The sequence below is a fragment of the Chitinophaga sp. ARDCPP14 genome, assembly GCF_051362515.1.
Classification (GTDB): domain Bacteria; phylum Bacteroidota; class Bacteroidia; order Chitinophagales; family Chitinophagaceae; genus Chitinophaga.
This window is the reverse complement of record NZ_JBKIXB010000012.1, coordinates 172,183-188,373: the sequence shown is the minus strand read 5'-3', so window position 1 is coordinate 188,373 and position 16,191 is coordinate 172,183. Positions and strand designations below refer to the sequence as shown.

Genomic DNA, 16,191 nt, shown 5'->3' with positions numbered 1-16,191 from the left:
ATTACTGTTTAAACAGATTTATTGCTCCCCCCAAAGGTATTGAATGTGAGTGCATTTAGGTATTTTTATGCTATATTAAGGAATTAATATTATATGAAGATTTCATTAGTTAACAGACTGTACCTCGGATTTGCCGTTATTGTATTGCTTGTTTTACTCGGCGGATTTTTAACGTGGCAAACGTTTACCGAGCAAACTGAAGAGGCGGGATGGGTACAGCACACTTATCGCGTACTCAATGGTTCCGAAAGGGTACAGCGTTTATTATTTGATATGGAAGCTTCCCGCAGGGGTTTCCGGGGCACTTTTAATAAAAAATTCCTGCAACCCTATGAGCTGGCGCTTCCCAAAGTGCCTCCCGCCGTAAACGATCTGCGTACCATGGTAGCGGACAACCCGAACCAGCTAAAAAATATAGACTCCCTGGAAGATAATATCAATGCCCTGCTCAGCTACTGGAATGTACTGGATCATACCTTAGTACAGCAACGCTTCGAACAGAATGGGGACATTACAGAAAAAGAAACGCTGTTGATGGACAGGGTGCGGGCACAGGTAGGCAAGGTAAATGGAGAGGAACGCCGTTTGCTGGCTGTTCGCGAGAACGTAAAAAGCAGTTCTTTTACCAAAGCTGTCAGAACCCTGTTGATCAACAATGCATTCATCCTGCTGGTAGGTTCTATCCTCATGAGAGTCACCTACGCAGAGTTTAAACGCCGTCTGCGCGTGCAACAGGCGCTGAACCGCAAACTGGATGAAGTGGTGGAAATCAACGCCGCTGCCAATGAAAAGAACTGGATGCTGACTGGCGTCAATAATATGAACGACAGCCTCCAGGGCGTGAATAACCGCGATGAGCTGGTACGGAAATGCCTGCATACCCTTACTGCATTCGCGGATTTTACGGCAGGCGCCTTCTATTGCTACGACGATAAATACCAGGATCTTCGTTTATACGCTGCTGTTAGCATGCCCGCTGCTATTCCACAGGCGGTGCCACTGAACGACGGTTTCCTGGGAACAGCCGTCTCCGGAAAGGAGATCTTCGTTATCAGCGACGTGCCGGCTAACTATTGGCAACTGAACTCTTCCAGCGGACACCTTCAGCCAGGCTCCCTGGTAATGATGCCGCTTTGGATAGAAAATGAATTGCTGGGCGTTATTGAACTCGCCTCTTTCCGGAAAGTAACGCCTTTACAATTGCGGTTGCTGGAAGTATTGTCAAAAGATATAGCCGTCGCCGTTAATGCAGCCAATGCCCGTGAAAAGATCCTGCATCTGCTTCAACAGGTACAGGAACAAAGGGAAATCCTGATCAGCCAGCAGGAAGAACTGCGGCAGTCGAATGAGGAACTGAGCAGGCAGTCGGAAGTATTACAGGCATCTGAAGAAGAATTAAAGGTGCAGGAAGAAGAACTGCGGCAGGTAAACGCAGAAATAACAGAAAGAAATAAGGACCTGGAAATGGCCAGGGGAGCGCTTTCCCTCAAGGCTACTGAACTGGAAGCTAGCAACCGTTATAAATCAGAGTTCCTCGCCAACATGTCCCACGAACTGAGAACCCCACTGAACAGTGTGCTCATCCTGGCGAAAATGTTGCAGGAAAACAAAGATAAAAACCTCACAGGAAAACAAGTGGAGTACGCCGGTATCATCTATAAATCCGGTTCCGACCTGCTGCACCTGATCAACGATGTACTGGACCTGTCTAAAATAGAAGCCGGTAAAGTAGAGATGGAATTTGAAAATGTGCCGGTGCAGAGCATTGTGGACGACCTTTCCGACCTGTTCGATGTGGTGTCGCACGAGAAGCAGATTTCCTTCGCCAAAAATTTAGCGCCGGATGTTCCTGCAGCTATCCATACCGATAAACTCCGGCTGTTACAGGTAATCCGCAACCTGCTGTCAAACGCATTTAAATTTACACCAGCAGGAGGCGTGGTCAGTCTTTCCCTGTATGTAAGCACTCCCGGCACACTCTGTATCAGCGTTACAGATACCGGTCCGGGTATACCGGCAGACAAGCAGGAGCTGATATTCAACGCCTTTCACCAGGGAGATGGCAGTACCAGCCGTAAGTACGGTGGCACCGGCCTTGGCCTGAGCATCAGCCGGGAACTGACGCAGCTGCTGCATGGAGCGCTCCGCCTCGATCACAGCAGCCCTACCGGCAGCACTTTCACCATTGTATTACCGGTAAACGCTACCATACCGGGCGCAGTGCCAGTAACACCGGTAAAGGACATTGCCCCGCAGATACAATCTCCCGTTGCTGTGAACGACGACCGCGATAACCTCACCAAACAGGATAAACTGATCCTGATTATTGAAGACGACGTTCATTTTGCGGATATCCTGCGCGACTTTGCCCGTAACAAGGGATTTAAAACCATCGTGGCGCATAACGGGCAGGACGGACTGGCCTATGCCCGCAAATTTTTGCCGGTAGCCATTATCCTGGATATGAACCTGCCGGTAATTGACGGCAGCAGCATTCTCAAAATCCTCAAAAGCAGTGAGGAATTGAGTAAAATCCTTGTACACGTTGTAACCGGCGCAGATATACAGGCTATTAAGGAAGATAACATACATGGCTATACGAGGAAGCCGCTTGAACTGAGCGACCTTGAAGCCGTATTCACCAGCATCAGCGCACAACTGCAGGCACGGCTGAAAAAAGTACTGCTGGTGTCGGTAGGACCGCTGAGCGCAGGCGCCACGCTGGAAACCATGAGTGCCGAAAGAAATCTTGGCAGCAGGTATGATATCGCCGCAGGTGTTCCGGAGGCGCAGGCGTTGCTCGCCGGAACAAAGTATGACGCCGTAATAGTGGAAATTGGTAAGGATCTCCAGGCCGGTTTACAACAACTGGAAGCGCTGACGCAGATCCCCGAATCAGGTGATACGCCGCTCCTTGTGTACCTCGACCAGGATATTACCGGCAGCGAAGAGCAACAGCTGAAAAAGTATGCTTCTGCTATTGTGCGCAACTCCACGCATGCCACCGACCGGCTGATGGATGAACTCGAGCTTTTCCTTTACAAACTGCAGAAGAAAACAAACATAGAAGATACGGCCACTACCTGGACGGAAGGCAATCTTTCCGGCAAAACCGTGCTGCTGGCGGATGATGACATGCGCAATGTTTTTTCCATCAGCGCACTGATGGAAGAACAGGGTATTTCGGTGCTCACCGCCGCCGATGGCCGGGAAGCACTGGAAGTATTGCAACAGCATCCAACACTCAACCTGGTACTGATGGATATCATGATGCCGGAAATGGATGGTTATGAGGCTATGAGACATATCCGCGCTGACGCCCGGTTTCAGCAATTGCCGGTAATTGCCCTCACTGCCAAGGCAATGGCTGGCGACCGGCAGAAATGCCTGGAGGCAGGTGCATCCGACTATATCGCCAAACCCGTAGATAATATAAAGCTGCTTTCCCTGTTACGGGTATGGTTGTCATAAAAATTATATGGTAGAGGAAATCAGTCATGGAGATTTTACAGAACTGGTGAAGATCATTCAACAGCGCTACGGGTATGACTTTTCAGACTATGCCAGCGCTTCATTGAAGCGCCGCTTCAGCCGCTTTACCGGCATGGCGGGAATCGACAGCGTCTTTGAACTGAAACACCGCCTGGTGAATGAAGAAAACTTCTTCAGGGAAATGGTGCAGTATATCACGGTGAATGTAACCGAAATGTTCCGGGACCCCTCGTTTTATAAGGTATTGAGGGAGCAGGTGCTGCCACGACTGGCATCTTATCCGATCATTAAAGTATGGCATGCCGGCTGCGCTACAGGCGAAGAAGTGTATTCCATGGCGATATTGCTGGAAGAAGCCGGCTTGCTCGACCGCTGCAGGATATACGCCACAGATATCAATGAAGCCAACCTGGACAAAGCAGAAAGCGGGATCATTGCCCTGAAAGACATGAAAGAGTATACCGCTAATTATATGCGGTCCGGCGGTATCAACGATTTTTCCAACTACTATACGGCACGTTATGATAATGCGATCATCCACCCGGCCTTGCGGCGCAACATTATTTTTTTTCAACACAACCTCGTGACAGACCAGGTGTTCAATGAATTTCAACTTATCTGTTGCCGGAACGTTTTTATTTATTTTAACAGAACACTGCAGAACCGGGTAGTAAAATTATTTTATGAAAGCTTAACTTCGTTAGGTTACCTGGCATTAGGGATTAAAGAATCACTATTATATAATGAAGAAAGGACAAAATTTGAAACAATAAACCAGGCTAATAAAATTTTCAGGCGTAAAATGTAAGAAAGCTGACAACGCCCCATTCATACAGGATCCTTGTTATTGGCGGTTCTGCCGGCAGTATGACAGTGCTTACCAAATTGATCAAAGAGCTGCCAGCAACATTTCCTATGCCAGTGGTGATCGTTATCCACCGTTTGAAAAATGTACAAAGTGAATTGGGTACCTTACTATCCGGGAAACAAAAAATCACAGAACCGGATGATAAAGAACTATTATTGCCAGGGCATATTTACCTGGCCCCGCAAAATTATCATTTTCTGATAGAAGCCGATGGAACTATTTCGCTGGACTATTCCGAACTGGTAAATTTCAGCCGGCCTGCTATAGATCTGAGCTTCGAGAGTGCGGCCCTTGCCTTTGGCAATGCCGCCGTGGGAATACTGCTTAGTGGCGCCAATAAAGACGGTGCAGCAGGACTTTGCCATATCGCCGCGTCCGGTGGCACGGCGATTGTACAGGATCCTCAGACCGCCGAGTTTAACACGATGCCCCAGGCTGCCCTGGATCTTTGCTCCGGTATTCAGACCATGTCCGTTAATGATATCATCCGTTACTTAAGAAATATTAGCACGAAAATAAACGTCGATAAATGAAGCAGCGTAAACCAAAAACATTCACCATACTGCTGGTAGATGATAAAGCAGAAAACCTCGTATCCCTGGAACATATGCTGGAAGGCGATAACAGGGAGATCTTAAAGGCTGATTCGGGTAATGAAGCGTTGAAAACAGTACTCCGGCACGATGACATAGGTCTTATTATGCTCGACGTACAAATGCCGGATATGGATGGTTATGAAGTAGCCCGTCTCTTACAAACAAATCCTAAAACAAAAGACATCTCTATCATTTTTGTAACTGCCATCAATAAAGAGGAGCAATACGTAATGCGGGGCTTTGAAGAAGGAGCGGTAGATTACCTGTCGAAGCCCCTCGACGTAAATGTTACCCGCGCAAAAGTGAGTGTATTTGAAAAATTATACCGCTACCAATATGAGCTGAAAGAAGCCATGGCCGCAAAGGAAAAGATCAATAAACAGCTGGAGCGGTTTATGTATGTGGTGGCGCATGATCTGAAATCCCCGCTGTCGGGCGCTATTGGCCTGCTGGCGCTGATCAACGAAGATGAACGCATTCAGGATGCGCCCGACCTGAGTGAGTATATGAAAATAGTGCTGGGCGCTACCAATCACCTCACAGAAATGATTACGTCTATGCTGGATTATACCCGGCAAAGCGATATGGAACAAACCATTGAAGAGGTAAACGTCCACGAACTGGTGACGCAATTATCAAAGTTGTTATTTCCACCTGCCAATATTCATATTGAAACAGTGGGCACCCTGCCGGTACTGGAAACCAATAAACTCAAGTTGCAGCAGGTATTTCAGAACCTGGTTTCCAACGCTATCAAGTATAACGACAAGAAGGACGGCATCATTACCATTGGAGGAGCTGACAAAGGAGAGTTCTATGAGTTTTATGTAAAAGACAATGGTCCGGGGGTAGCTAAACGTGACACCGACCGTATCTTCAAACTATTTGAGCGGCTGGACAACGAAGGAAAAGAAGAAGGCACCGGTATCGGTCTTAATATTTTCAAATTGCTGGTAGAAGAGCAGGGGGGTAAAGTATGGGTAGATTCCCAGCCGGGTGAAGGCAGCACTTTTTATTTTCTCTGGCGCCAGCGTTATTGATCACCGTTTTCAAAAATCCATAATCTTCCGCTGATCTGTTGCGTGGTAACCGGTAAACAGGATACCAGCAGTACCTTATTTTCCATTTGCCAGCGCCAGTTGCTGATGGAATTTTCGGGGGAAGAAAACAGGTGCATCGCTTCCCTGTCAATAGCTTCCAGGTTCAATGTTTTGTTCCGCAGTTGCATCATGGCATCTGAAAGTACCGCGGGCAGTTGCTCTCCCGGGCCCGACAGGCCCAGCAGGGCAGCGCCTTCCTGGTTTACCCACCCGGAAAATCCGTCGTTGTTGATGAACACCAGCGCATGCGGAATAGTATGAAGGATAGCGGCAAACCGCACGGCTATACGCTGGAAATAGATCTGTTGCTGGGATTGCACCAGTATTTCTTTCAACCGTAACCGGATTGTTTCTATACACTCCAGGAAACCGGGTTCAAAGGAAGGTGGTTCACTCCATCCAAGAATAAGCAGGCTGTTATTGGGACTGGTATTTACCGGGATGATAATGGCAGATGACAGGGCCAGTAGTATTTCTTTAAATACATTCTCTTTTGGAGGCGGTATCTCTCGCCAGTAAATGGTTTTAAAGCCCTGTGTATACAGTAGTTTTTTGATGGGTTCAGGGTTCAGTACCATATCGTTCAGGTGAAGGGGAGAGGCACATTTCACCTTGGCTGTTTCTTCATCTTCAAATTCCAGTTGCAGCGCAATGTCTGCTTCCGTCAGGTTTTTTACCAGGGAGATGCTGAATGCGAGAAAGGAGGAGATATGTTTATCCTTATCCCATCTGCCGGTTTGATTAATAAAGTTTAAAGCTTTGTGCTCCCAGGTGCTCACAATATGAAATTGAAAAGATGAACTAAAGAAACGATTGTATGGCAGCTACTACTTCCATTGGCGCCGATATTTGGGGGAAATGCCCTTCTGTTTCCACTTTGGTCCGGCGGCTGTTGGGAATATTGGCTTCCAGGTACTCACTCACTACGGCCGGTACGGCAATATCGTTGGCGGTTTGCACTACCAGCACAGGCAGTGTTACTTTGGGTAGCTCCCCGCGGTAGTCCAGGTAAAAAATGGCTTTGGCTACCTGGATCGCAATATCCGGACGGATGTCATTCAGCGTTTTGGCAAAGGCGGCCGCTAATTCCGGTCTGTCTTCATTTCGCATCGCTACTTTTGAAAAGCCGGCAGCCCAGGCGTGATAGTTTGCTTCCATTGCCTCAAATAAACTCGTCAGCGTTGCATGATCAAACCCGCCGGTATAGCCGTCTTTCGGATCATTAAGATAGCGTGGACTGGAACCCAGCAGTACCAGCTTATCAATCATGCCGGGATAGTGGATGCTGGTGAGCATACCTGTCATACCACTTACCGAATGTCCCACAAAAGTCACCTGCCGCAAATCCAATGCCTGGATAATATCGGCAACATCAGTAGCGTAGCCATTGATAGCCTCATAACGTTTGGGACTGTACGCTTTTATATCGGCCTTTCCGCCACCTACATTATCAAACAGCACAATTTTATAATCATGTTCAAATGAGGGAATTACTTTTGAAAAAGAAGTTTGATCAATGCCAAATCCGTGAGCGAAAACCAGCGTCTGAGGGCTTTCCAGGTTACCGGTAACATGGATGTTGTTTCTTAGAATAATGTCCATACTACAATAATATTTGAAAATGATAACTATAGCTGCTGAAAAGACAGGTTATTTTGAGATGCCGGATTTGTCTGTTGGTGTATCAAATATAGGTAATTCCGCGGATTTTGTCTTTCTCAGGATTACGCTGATTTTACTGATTAGTTTGATTTTTACTTTTTTGATTTTATAAAGGATCAGGGGAGATAGAACCGGATATTCGCTTTTATCTCCCTTAATTTATTAAATCATAAAAAAATCAAAAAAGTAAAAATCAAACTAATCAGTAAAATCAGCGTAATCCTGAGAAAGACAAAATTCGCCCGTATCTTTGCGCCTTACAAAAAAAGGCATTATGACACAGCAGCAAAAAGCATTTCTGTTTGACCTTAACGGTACCATGATCAATGACATGGAGTATCACCTGGAAGGCTGGTACAACATGTTGAATAAGCTGGGCGCCAATCTTCCCCGGGAGATTGTAAGAAGCCACATGTACGGGAAGAATGAGGAACTGTTGGTGCGTGTTTTCGGGAAAGACCATTTTACAGCACAACAGATGGAGGAAATTGCCCATGAAAAAGAAGTATTGTACCAGGAAGCATTCAGGCCTCACCTTGAGCTGATTGCTGGCCTCCCGGCTTTCCTGGAAAAGGCTGCCGCTGCCGGTATCCCGATGGCAATAGGTTCTGCTGCCAATACTTTTAACATTAACTATGTGCTCGATAACCTGCATCTCCGGCATTACCTGAAGGCAATTGTCAGTGCAGATGACGTGGCTACCAGCAAGCCCAACCCGGAAGTATTCCTGAAATGTGCGCAGTTACTGGACGTCGCACCGGCCGGTTGTATTGTGTTTGAGGATGCGCCCAAAGGTGTGGAGGCTGCTTTGAACGCCGGTATGGAGGCCATTGTGTTAACGACCATGCATACACGTGAAGAGTTTGCCGCTTACAATAATATCAGGGCTTTTGTGGCGGATTATACCGATCCTGTGTTGCAACAGCTGTTTAGATAAACAAGGAAAATTGTAATATAATTTCCTAATGTCAGCAGGGAACCATAAATTGCCGGGTTATATAAATAATTGCTGGTATGACACGTTATTCAGGGCAATCAAGGATGCTGGTGGCAGTCGATTGCATCATTTTCGGTTTTGACGGGGAGGCGCTGAAGCTGCTGCTGATCAAACGCGGATTTGAACCGCAAAAGAATAAATGGAGCCTGATGGGCGGATTTGTGCAGGCCGACGAAAGCTTTGAAGCCGCCGCTGCAAGGATTTTGAAGAAGCTCACCGGCCTGGAAGGGGTATACATGGAACAGCTGTTTGCCTTCGGTGACCCGGCCCGTGACCCGGTAGAACGCACGGTTTCTATCACCTACTTTGCCCTCATTGATATCAATCAATACAAACTGCAGATCAATGACGAGTACCATGCAGAATGGATTTCGCTTGATAAGCTGCCCGATCTCATCTTCGACCATACCGGAATGGTGAAGATGGCCCAGGAGAAACTCCGCTATAAGGCCGCCATACACCCCATCCTTTTTGAACTGCTGCCACTGAAGTTTACCATTCCCCAGTTACAGCTGCTGTATGAAGCGGTGTATGACGTTACTTTCGATAAACGTAACTTCAGCCGTAAGGTCTTGTCTACCGGCCTGCTGATCAAACAAAAAGATAAAGACCGGCTCAGCTCCAAGCGGGGCGCCTTCTATTTCAAGCTGGATAAACGTAAGTACAACGCCAAGTTCAATGCTTTCCTCAATTTTGTAACAGATCCCGGCAACTTACGGTAAGCCGATCCAGATAGTGCCTTTCACCGGCGTATAGTTCAGCATCATATTATCCTGGCTTTCAGGTCCCATCTGTGCGGCATCCTGGAATTTGGTGCCTATGGGCGCAATGGCGCTCAGGAAACCGATATCCCCGTCGGGGAACGCCGGCGTAGTATTGTTGTTAGCGGCTCCCTTTGGCGCCTGCGGATGAAATACCTGTAAAAACGTACCCTCGTTACCGGTATAAAAGGTAAATGGCTGCTCCTTCGTATGAAAGGTGGCCTGGTACACATTGGCATGGTAGCCTTTGAATTCGGGATACTCCCAGCTTTCCCCCGTCACCGTGTTGTTATAGGCTTTATACCAGTTGCCGAAGAGCTGTCCCTGCAGCCTGTTTTTCCATACCCGGTATGGCCCTTCACCTGTCCACGACAGTCCCGTTACTTTTTCCTCCGGGTACCGGAACGTAATACCGCTGAAAGGCGTAGCGCCTTTGATACTGTAGCTGTAATCCAGTTGTACCGGGATGCCGGGTTTGAAAGTCCACTTTACCTGGAGGTAGCCATTGCCTTCATAACGGGCGATGATAAAATAACCACTGGAATCGGTACCCGGCCTGAACTCCTTCAGTTCCTGTGAAACGCCTGCCAGTACAGGTCCTCCGCTTAATGAAATCCTGCCTTTGGCGGTAACAATCCGCAGCAGCTGACCAGTTGTCCGGCTGAAATAATAAGTGCCGGTACCGTTATCTACGGCCAGCGTATCATGATCGGTTACAATATTCAGGCGGCCGCTCACCCCGGGAAACTGCCGTACAATGCGGGAAGGCGGTTGTAGTGGCCAGCTGCGGGTGAGGATACTGCGGCCGTAACCATCGTCTACGCTGACATATAATGCGTCTGCATCCTGCCAGCCGTTTGGAAGTGACAGCTGCAGGAAGCCTTTGGTATGGGGCGCCAGATCCGGTGCTGCAATTGTACCCGCGGCAATGGTGTCTGTTTGGTCATTTTTTCCGGGAGATGGAAACCGCAGCAGCTGCCACCTGAACCGGCACCTGGACAAAGGCGTATAGTCATAACGGTTCTCCACCGGTATACGGCCATCGAAGGCGGATGTAATAACGGGCAGGGATATATGTACCGGCGACCACAACTGCCGGATGGTATAGAAGCTGCCTTCTTTTTCGCGGTGGGGGCCTACTATGCCGTCGGGGGCGTGGTTACCATCTGTGTCGATGATGCCGTTTTTATCGGTGCGTACCAGTCCTTCGTCGCTGAATGCCCACAGGAAACCGCCGGCGCCACGGGGATGTTGTAGTATACGATCCCAGAAATCGTTCAGGCCCGCACCCATGCCGCCATCGTAAAGGCCATGCATAAATTCGGTAGGCAGGTAAATGTCCTGGTCGTACAGGCTGGAGTTAACGAGGTAATTGAAGTTGGGATAATGTTTGGTGTCCACGCCATTGTATCTTTCCCACGGATGCAGTACGGGACGGAGCTGTGGATCGTACAGGTGATAGTCGCCATCCAGCGCGCGGTTAAACCCGCCTTCATTGCCATTGTCCCATGCAATAATAGAAGGATGGTTAACATCCCGCTCCACCAGTTCTCTTACAAGTTTGTGTCCTACTACGGTGTCGTAGGCGGCCTGCCAGCCGGTAAGTTCATCCAGTACAAATAAACCCAGCGAATCGCATACATCCAGGAAGTGTTCATCCGGCGGGTAGTGCGACATCCGCACGGCGTTCATGTTCATGTCTTTCATGAGGTTCACGTCCAGTATGCTGATCTCTTTACTGAGCGTGCGTCCTGTTTCCGGCCAGGCGCTGTGGCGGTTTACGCCTTTCAGTATTACTTTGGTATCATTTACGTATATGCCATCCCGTGGTCTTATTTCAATGGTTCTGAAACCAAAGGGCTGGGTGATACGGTGTATGGTCCGGTTATCTTTTTTAATTGCTACTACTGCCAGGTAGCGTTGGGGAAACTCTGCGCTCCAGGTAGCGGGATGGTCGAGTTGTTGCTGCAACGTATAGGCGGCAGGGTGGGTGGCTGCGGCAGGTATGGTCACTGCCTGCTGAACGGCCTGGCCAGCCAGGGTGGTCACCTGCGCGCTGAGAGAGTATCCTTCCGGCAATGGGGTAGTGAAAGCCTGCACGGAAAAATAGCCTTTGGCGGTAGCATTAATGGCCACGTGATCAATATGGATCAGTGGCTTCACTTCCAGGAAAACAGGCCGGTAAATACCACCCAGCACCCAGAAATCGCCATTCCGTTCTGCCCGGTTTACGCCTGCATTCGCCGACATTTTGCTCACCTTTACTTCCAGAAGATTGCTGCCGTTACGCAGCAGTTTACTGATATCATACCGGAACCGGTAGAAGCCGCCCTGGTGAATTTCACCGGCCAGGCGCCCGTTGATTTTTACTTCGGCATCGGTCATCACGCCATCAAATACAATATTCACCTGCCGTTCGCGCCAGTTGTCCGGTGCGGAGAAACGGTAGCGGTAAAGCCCTTCTTCACTGGCTTTTTCTTTATCATGGCCATAGTTATAGCTGCCAAACCCCTGCTGTTCCCAGTTGGATGGAACGGGAATTGTTGTCCATTTGCCACTGCGTTGTCCGCCGGAACAATGAAAGTCCCAGTTAACAGTATGATCTTTATCGGTGCCTGAAAGATAGATGTACCGGGTTTCCTGGGCAAACGCTGCATGCAGGCACAACACACCTGTAAGCAGCAATAGGATTCTTGCTAACATGTCGGGAATTTTAAAATGCCTTTAAATGTACAAAAAAGAAACGCGGAGTTGGAGCGGTTTTTTCGCGGTGCGCCTTCGGCGCTTTTAAATTGTCTTGGAGCAGGATTACGCTGATTAACCGTGATTGCGCTGATTTTGATTCTGTTTTGATTTTATATCTGATTTTATATTTGATTTTTATAAAAGATTAGAGAAGATATAAGCGGATATATTCGCTTATATCTTCTCTAATCCTTTATAAAATCAAAAAAATAAAATCAAAACAGAATCAAAATCAGCGCAATCACGGTTAATCAGCGTAATCCTGCTCCAAGACAATTTAAAAGCGCCAAAGGCGCTCCTCCGCTGCATTATTTACCGAAGCATCTGAGCATCTTGTGAAAGATCTCGTTGTTTTCGTAAACGCCGCGGAACAGGTTGGAGTTGGGTCCGTAGGCGAATACCATTACCGGGATACCGGTGTGGTCGTTGGTGGCAAAATGACCGCGTAAGGAGCCTTTGGCGATATCGCCATCCATCAGGGCGAGGCCGCCGGTTTCATGGTCAGCGGTAACAATTACGGTGGTTTGCTTGTCCTGGTCAGCAAAGCGGAGGGCTTCTCCTACTGCTTCATCGAAGTCGAGCATTTCACGGACCAGGTAGTCCAGGTCGTTGAGGTGCCCGCCTTGATCTATCCGGGAACCTTCTACCATCAGGAAAAATCCTTTGCCGGAAGCATTCAGTTGCTGTAAGGCCTTTTTCAGTGCAGTTTTCAGGTAGTTGCCCCGCCCGTTGCGCATAGAGGTAACTACTTTACTGCTCAGAATCACGAGCGTACGGTTTTTCGTAGTGGCGTCCCAGTTATCCAGGTTGTCGTCGATGCGTATACCGGAGGATGCCAGCTGCCGGCCGAAGTTTTTTTCCAGTTCTTCCCTTCCGCCGCCAACGGCCAGTTGCAGTTTGCTGCTGAGCAGTTGTTTTTCCAGCGTATAGGTGCTATCCCGGTCCGCGGTATGACCATAGAAAGAAGCAGGCGTGGCGCCGGTAATTTCTTCGGTGACGATAACACCACTCTGAATGCCTTTAGGCGCTAGTATTTCAGGGATCAGGGGTATAGATACGTAGGTATTGTCGAGCCCGATAGCGCGGTTATGTGTTTTAGCGCCGGCGCCCATGGCGGAGCCACCAGCAGCGGAGTCGGTGTGGTAGTTGTCGGTCGATTGGGTTTTGGATAAGCCGAGTTGCCTCATCTGGAATATGTTCAGTGCGCCTTTATTGGCAGTATAGCCGGAAAACATTTCCGCCAGGCCGGTGCCATCGCCAATCAGCAGGATCACGTTTTTAGACCGCACCTGTGTGGCATCAGATGCAAAGGAAGGGATATACACTTCATGTACCGGCATATTGGAAGCGGTGGTACGAGCAGTGTTGTGCATTACATCATACAATTCCTCCGGGTGGTCTGTTCCGATCCAGTCGGCGCCGAGGTCCATCAGTTTGTAATAGGTGGACCTGGTGGAGGGGGCGCCCCAGAAGCGGAAGGCATATCCCTGCTGATGTGCTTTATTGATGACGGCGGTTACTTTCTGCATTTCGGCCGGTATCAGTGTTCCTTTGCCGTTCCAGGTACTGTAAGCGTGAAAATCCACGCTCAGCATGGCAATGCGTGGCTGTAACGCAGCCGGATATACGCTATCTGGCCGGCCGTCAAAAAAGAAGATAGGATCATATTTGTCCCATTCTGTCATCGGCGGCAGGTTGCCGGATATCACCAGTTTTACGGCAGCAGGGTTTGCGTTGCGATCAAAATATTTGCGATAGGGAAGGAGCAGTTCCTGTAATGCCTGTAAGGTACGCGTGCCTGCTGTTTTCAGATCTATCAGCAGCTGCATGGGGGCGTTGCCGGCATAGGGTTTACCGTTGTAAAGAGAAAACTGCCGGAGCACAGGCTGCAGGTACATTTCCTTAAAGGTGCGGAACGGTTCTATGGCGCTGGCATCATGTGCCACGTATAAAATACCGTCCTTCAGGTGTATATCTGCTTCAATAGAACCAAACTGCAGGGAAGCCGCTGCGTAAAAAGGAGTGGCCCGCTCATAATCATTATGAGAGTGCGCCTGCGCCATTGTATACTGCTTTATTTGTGCGGATGCCCCGGTAACCATCATTACACCGGATAAAATGAACAGTGCTTTTTTCATTGTATAGTAAAAGGTAGTTTTAAAGATTCAGCGGGCAAAGGTGGTATAATCCTGTTAGCCGGCGGCGCTGCCGTGTTTATCTTTATGTTAATTATCTATTTAAAAAAATCGATTTAGTTAAGACTTCCGGCAACAACATATCCTATTCAGATTTCAAAAAAAAGGTGGAAAAGTGGAATGAAAAGTGAAATTACAGGTTAAGCGTTGCGGCAGTGAATAGCGTAATACCGGCGGTAACAACATTAAAGGGTTGGCCAGTTCTGTACCAGTTCCTTCAGCTGGTTCTGTCCTTCGGGCCATTCTCCCAGCCCGGATTCGCTGTTAATATGGCCTTTGGCGCCTGCGTTTACAAAGCGGCTTCCCCAGTGACGGGCAAAAAATGCAGCTCTTTCCAGGGAACAGAATGGATCATTGGTGCTGGCCACAATAATAGTTTCAAACGGCAACTTCACCAATGGAATAGGAGAGAAGCCGGTTGCCTCAGGAGGGAATCCCGGTCGTTCTGCATCTGCCGGCGCCACCAGCAATGCGCCCCTGATCTTCCTGTTTGTTTGCCCCGCCCAGTGCGCCAGTGCAATACAAGCCAGGCTGTGCGCAGCGATGACTACCTGCGGTCCGGCCTCTGCTACGGCTTTCTCTATCTGCGCTACCCAATTGGCACAAACCGGCGCATTCCAATCTGTTTGCTCAATCCGCTTTGTTCCGGGTATAGATTGTTCCCATAATGTTTGCCAGTGTAATTTTCCGGAGCTACCCAGCCCCGGCGCGGTCAGAACTTTTATTTCCATGACATAGAGGCGTTGTGTCTTGAAAGATAGTAAAAAGAATCACCAAATACGAATTAAGTGATCCGCAGAAAAGTAGTATATACCCAAAAAAATAGCCGGGGCTGAAAAGCACCGGCAACAGGTAACAACCAAAACAGCATTGATTAATACTGAGTATTTTAATTATTTGTGATATATGTGATACGCTTTTATCATCTCCATAAAATAATTGTTAAAAAAGCCCGGCGGGGAAATTCCCGCCGGGGGCCATAATGTGGATTTTTAAAATACAAAACCCTTGCGCTTGAACATCCAGATATTACGCCAGCCATCACCTTGCTGTACCAGCGTCATTTCATTAGCGTTCAGCTTAATAATATTGTAGGCCACGTTGTTTCCCCAACTGATATCAGCGCCATTGATCTTGATCTTCTGCGCTAAAGTATCCAGGGTAAACGACCCTTTAGTAGTAACACCTTTATGCGTGATGGAAAAATTTGCGTTCTTATTGAGATCAAACGTCATCTCATCATCCAGTACGCCCTGGGTTTGCAGCCCTGCTTTTCCTACAGTCCACCATGCCGGCCTTTCGGTATCACCAGGACCATTACCAAAACAATAACCACCCGGAACATCGATGGCCCATACCCATGTTTTACCATCGGCGCCATTGGTGAGTAAATTATACAGCTTGCTGGCGAAGAACTTCGGATCGTTTGCACTCACGGTAACTTTTACAGAATCTGTTTTAGGACCACCTGTGCCATAAGCCGAATATTTAACAAAGAAGTCGCCCGCAAAAGGCAGGATCACTACCGCCTTCGCTTCTTTGGTAGTACCAAAACCATAGTCCCAGAATGGAATCACATCTTTCGTTTTGCTTTCCAGCGTTACCTGGTTATCGTAATCCGGGTTTTGTGTGACAGAAAAATCCAGTTTAATACCAGCAGGATCTGCCGGGGTGATCCTGTCTTCGTAAGGACTGCACGCATAAAACAATGCAGTAATTAATCCGAGAAAATATATATGCAGACGTTTCATTTTTGTAGTTTTTAAAGTGGACAA

Annotated in this window: 12 protein-coding genes; 6 read left to right on the top strand and 6 right to left on the bottom strand. The window is 48.2% G+C overall.

The genetic code is table 11. The features are described 5' to 3' along the window. Window positions 1–93: 93 nt before the first annotated feature. The 4 genes from ACLHR0_RS26940 to ACLHR0_RS26925 are packed head-to-tail and all read left to right on the top strand — an operon-like array spanning window position 94 to window position 5,996. Window positions 94–3,471 (top strand): response regulator, encoded by a 3,378-nt coding sequence (locus tag ACLHR0_RS26940; protein WP_436490824.1) that lies wholly within the window; start codon window positions 94–96, stop codon window positions 3,469–3,471. 7 nt (window positions 3,472–3,478) lie between these two features. Then, window positions 3,479–4,300: a CheR family methyltransferase gene (locus ACLHR0_RS26935; RefSeq protein WP_436490822.1), complete on the top strand. Its 822-nt coding sequence runs from the start codon at window positions 3,479–3,481 to the stop codon at window positions 4,298–4,300. 5 nt (window positions 4,301–4,305) lie between these two features. Next, window positions 4,306–4,893 (top strand): chemotaxis protein CheB, encoded by a 588-nt coding sequence (locus ACLHR0_RS26930; RefSeq protein WP_436490893.1) that lies wholly within the window; start codon window positions 4,306–4,308, stop codon window positions 4,891–4,893. Next, window positions 4,890–5,996, top strand: a complete 1,107-nt coding sequence (locus ACLHR0_RS26925) for a sensor histidine kinase (protein WP_436490821.1) — start codon at window positions 4,890–4,892, stop codon at window positions 5,994–5,996. The genes ACLHR0_RS26930 and ACLHR0_RS26925 overlap by 4 nt, the downstream gene beginning before the upstream one ends. Here ACLHR0_RS26925 and ACLHR0_RS26920 read toward each other — a convergent pair. Further along, window positions 5,990–6,835, bottom strand: coding sequence for a hypothetical protein (locus tag ACLHR0_RS26920; RefSeq protein WP_370911293.1), 846 nt, complete (start codon window positions 6,833–6,835; stop codon window positions 5,990–5,992). The genes ACLHR0_RS26925 and ACLHR0_RS26920 overlap by 7 nt on opposite strands. Window positions 6,836–6,857: 22 nt before the next feature. After that, window positions 6,858–7,658, bottom strand: a complete 801-nt coding sequence (locus ACLHR0_RS26915; RefSeq protein ID WP_436490819.1) for an alpha/beta fold hydrolase — start codon at window positions 7,656–7,658, stop codon at window positions 6,858–6,860. Between the two features lie 334 nt (window positions 7,659–7,992). Between ACLHR0_RS26915 and ACLHR0_RS26910 the strand changes: the two genes are divergently transcribed. Further along, the gene (locus tag ACLHR0_RS26910; protein WP_436490817.1) at window positions 7,993–8,655 is read left to right on the top strand and encodes an HAD family hydrolase; all 663 of its coding nucleotides are present in this window, start codon (window positions 7,993–7,995) and stop codon (window positions 8,653–8,655) included. Between the two features lie 77 nt (window positions 8,656–8,732). Further along, window positions 8,733–9,437, top strand: a complete 705-nt coding sequence (locus ACLHR0_RS26905) for an NUDIX hydrolase (protein WP_370911295.1) — start codon at window positions 8,733–8,735, stop codon at window positions 9,435–9,437. Here ACLHR0_RS26905 and ACLHR0_RS26900 read toward each other — a convergent pair. From ACLHR0_RS26900 to ACLHR0_RS26885, 4 genes are all read right to left on the bottom strand, one after another. Continuing rightward, the gene (locus tag ACLHR0_RS26900; protein WP_436490814.1) at window positions 9,429–12,179 is read right to left on the bottom strand and encodes a glycoside hydrolase family 2 TIM barrel-domain containing protein; all 2,751 of its coding nucleotides are present in this window, start codon (window positions 12,177–12,179) and stop codon (window positions 9,429–9,431) included. The genes ACLHR0_RS26905 and ACLHR0_RS26900 overlap by 9 nt on opposite strands. A gap of 350 nt (window positions 12,180–12,529) precedes the next feature. Then, entirely contained in the window at window positions 12,530–14,359 is a 1,830-nt protein-coding gene (locus ACLHR0_RS26895; protein WP_436490813.1) for an alkaline phosphatase, read from the bottom strand. 242 nt (window positions 14,360–14,601) lie between these two features. Further along, entirely contained in the window at window positions 14,602–15,147 is a 546-nt protein-coding gene (locus tag ACLHR0_RS26890; RefSeq protein ID WP_436490811.1) for an RBBP9/YdeN family alpha/beta hydrolase, read from the bottom strand. 261 nt (window positions 15,148–15,408) lie between these two features. Further along, window positions 15,409–16,167 carry a hypothetical protein gene (locus tag ACLHR0_RS26885; RefSeq protein ID WP_436490809.1) on the bottom strand — a complete coding sequence of 253 codons (759 nt, stop codon included), beginning with the start codon at window positions 16,165–16,167 and terminating at the stop codon, window positions 15,409–15,411. Between the last annotated feature and the right edge of the window lie 24 nt (window positions 16,168–16,191).

Bases quoted from the DNA above. Each gene is read 5' to 3' on its own strand.
- ACLHR0_RS26925 (WP_436490821.1), top strand. From the start codon at position 4,890: ATGAAGCAGCGTAAACCAAAAACATTCACCATACTGCTGGTAGATGAT.
- ACLHR0_RS26895 (WP_436490813.1), bottom strand. From the start codon at position 14,359: ATGAAAAAAGCACTGTTCATTTTATCCGGTGTAATGATGGTTACCGGG.
- ACLHR0_RS26885 (WP_436490809.1), bottom strand. From the start codon at position 16,167: ATGAAACGTCTGCATATATATTTTCTCGGATTAATTACTGCATTGTTT.
- ACLHR0_RS26905 (WP_370911295.1), top strand. From the start codon at position 8,733: ATGACACGTTATTCAGGGCAATCAAGGATGCTGGTGGCAGTCGATTGC.
- ACLHR0_RS26890 (WP_436490811.1), bottom strand. From the start codon at position 15,147: ATGGAAATAAAAGTTCTGACCGCGCCGGGGCTGGGTAGCTCCGGAAAA.
- ACLHR0_RS26935 (WP_436490822.1), top strand. From the start codon at position 3,479: ATGGTAGAGGAAATCAGTCATGGAGATTTTACAGAACTGGTGAAGATC.
- ACLHR0_RS26915 (WP_436490819.1), bottom strand. From the start codon at position 7,658: ATGGACATTATTCTAAGAAACAACATCCATGTTACCGGTAACCTGGAA.
- ACLHR0_RS26940 (WP_436490824.1), top strand. From the start codon at position 94: ATGAAGATTTCATTAGTTAACAGACTGTACCTCGGATTTGCCGTTATT.
- ACLHR0_RS26900 (WP_436490814.1), bottom strand. From the start codon at position 12,179: ATGTTAGCAAGAATCCTATTGCTGCTTACAGGTGTGTTGTGCCTGCAT.
- ACLHR0_RS26910 (WP_436490817.1), top strand. From the start codon at position 7,993: ATGACACAGCAGCAAAAAGCATTTCTGTTTGACCTTAACGGTACCATG.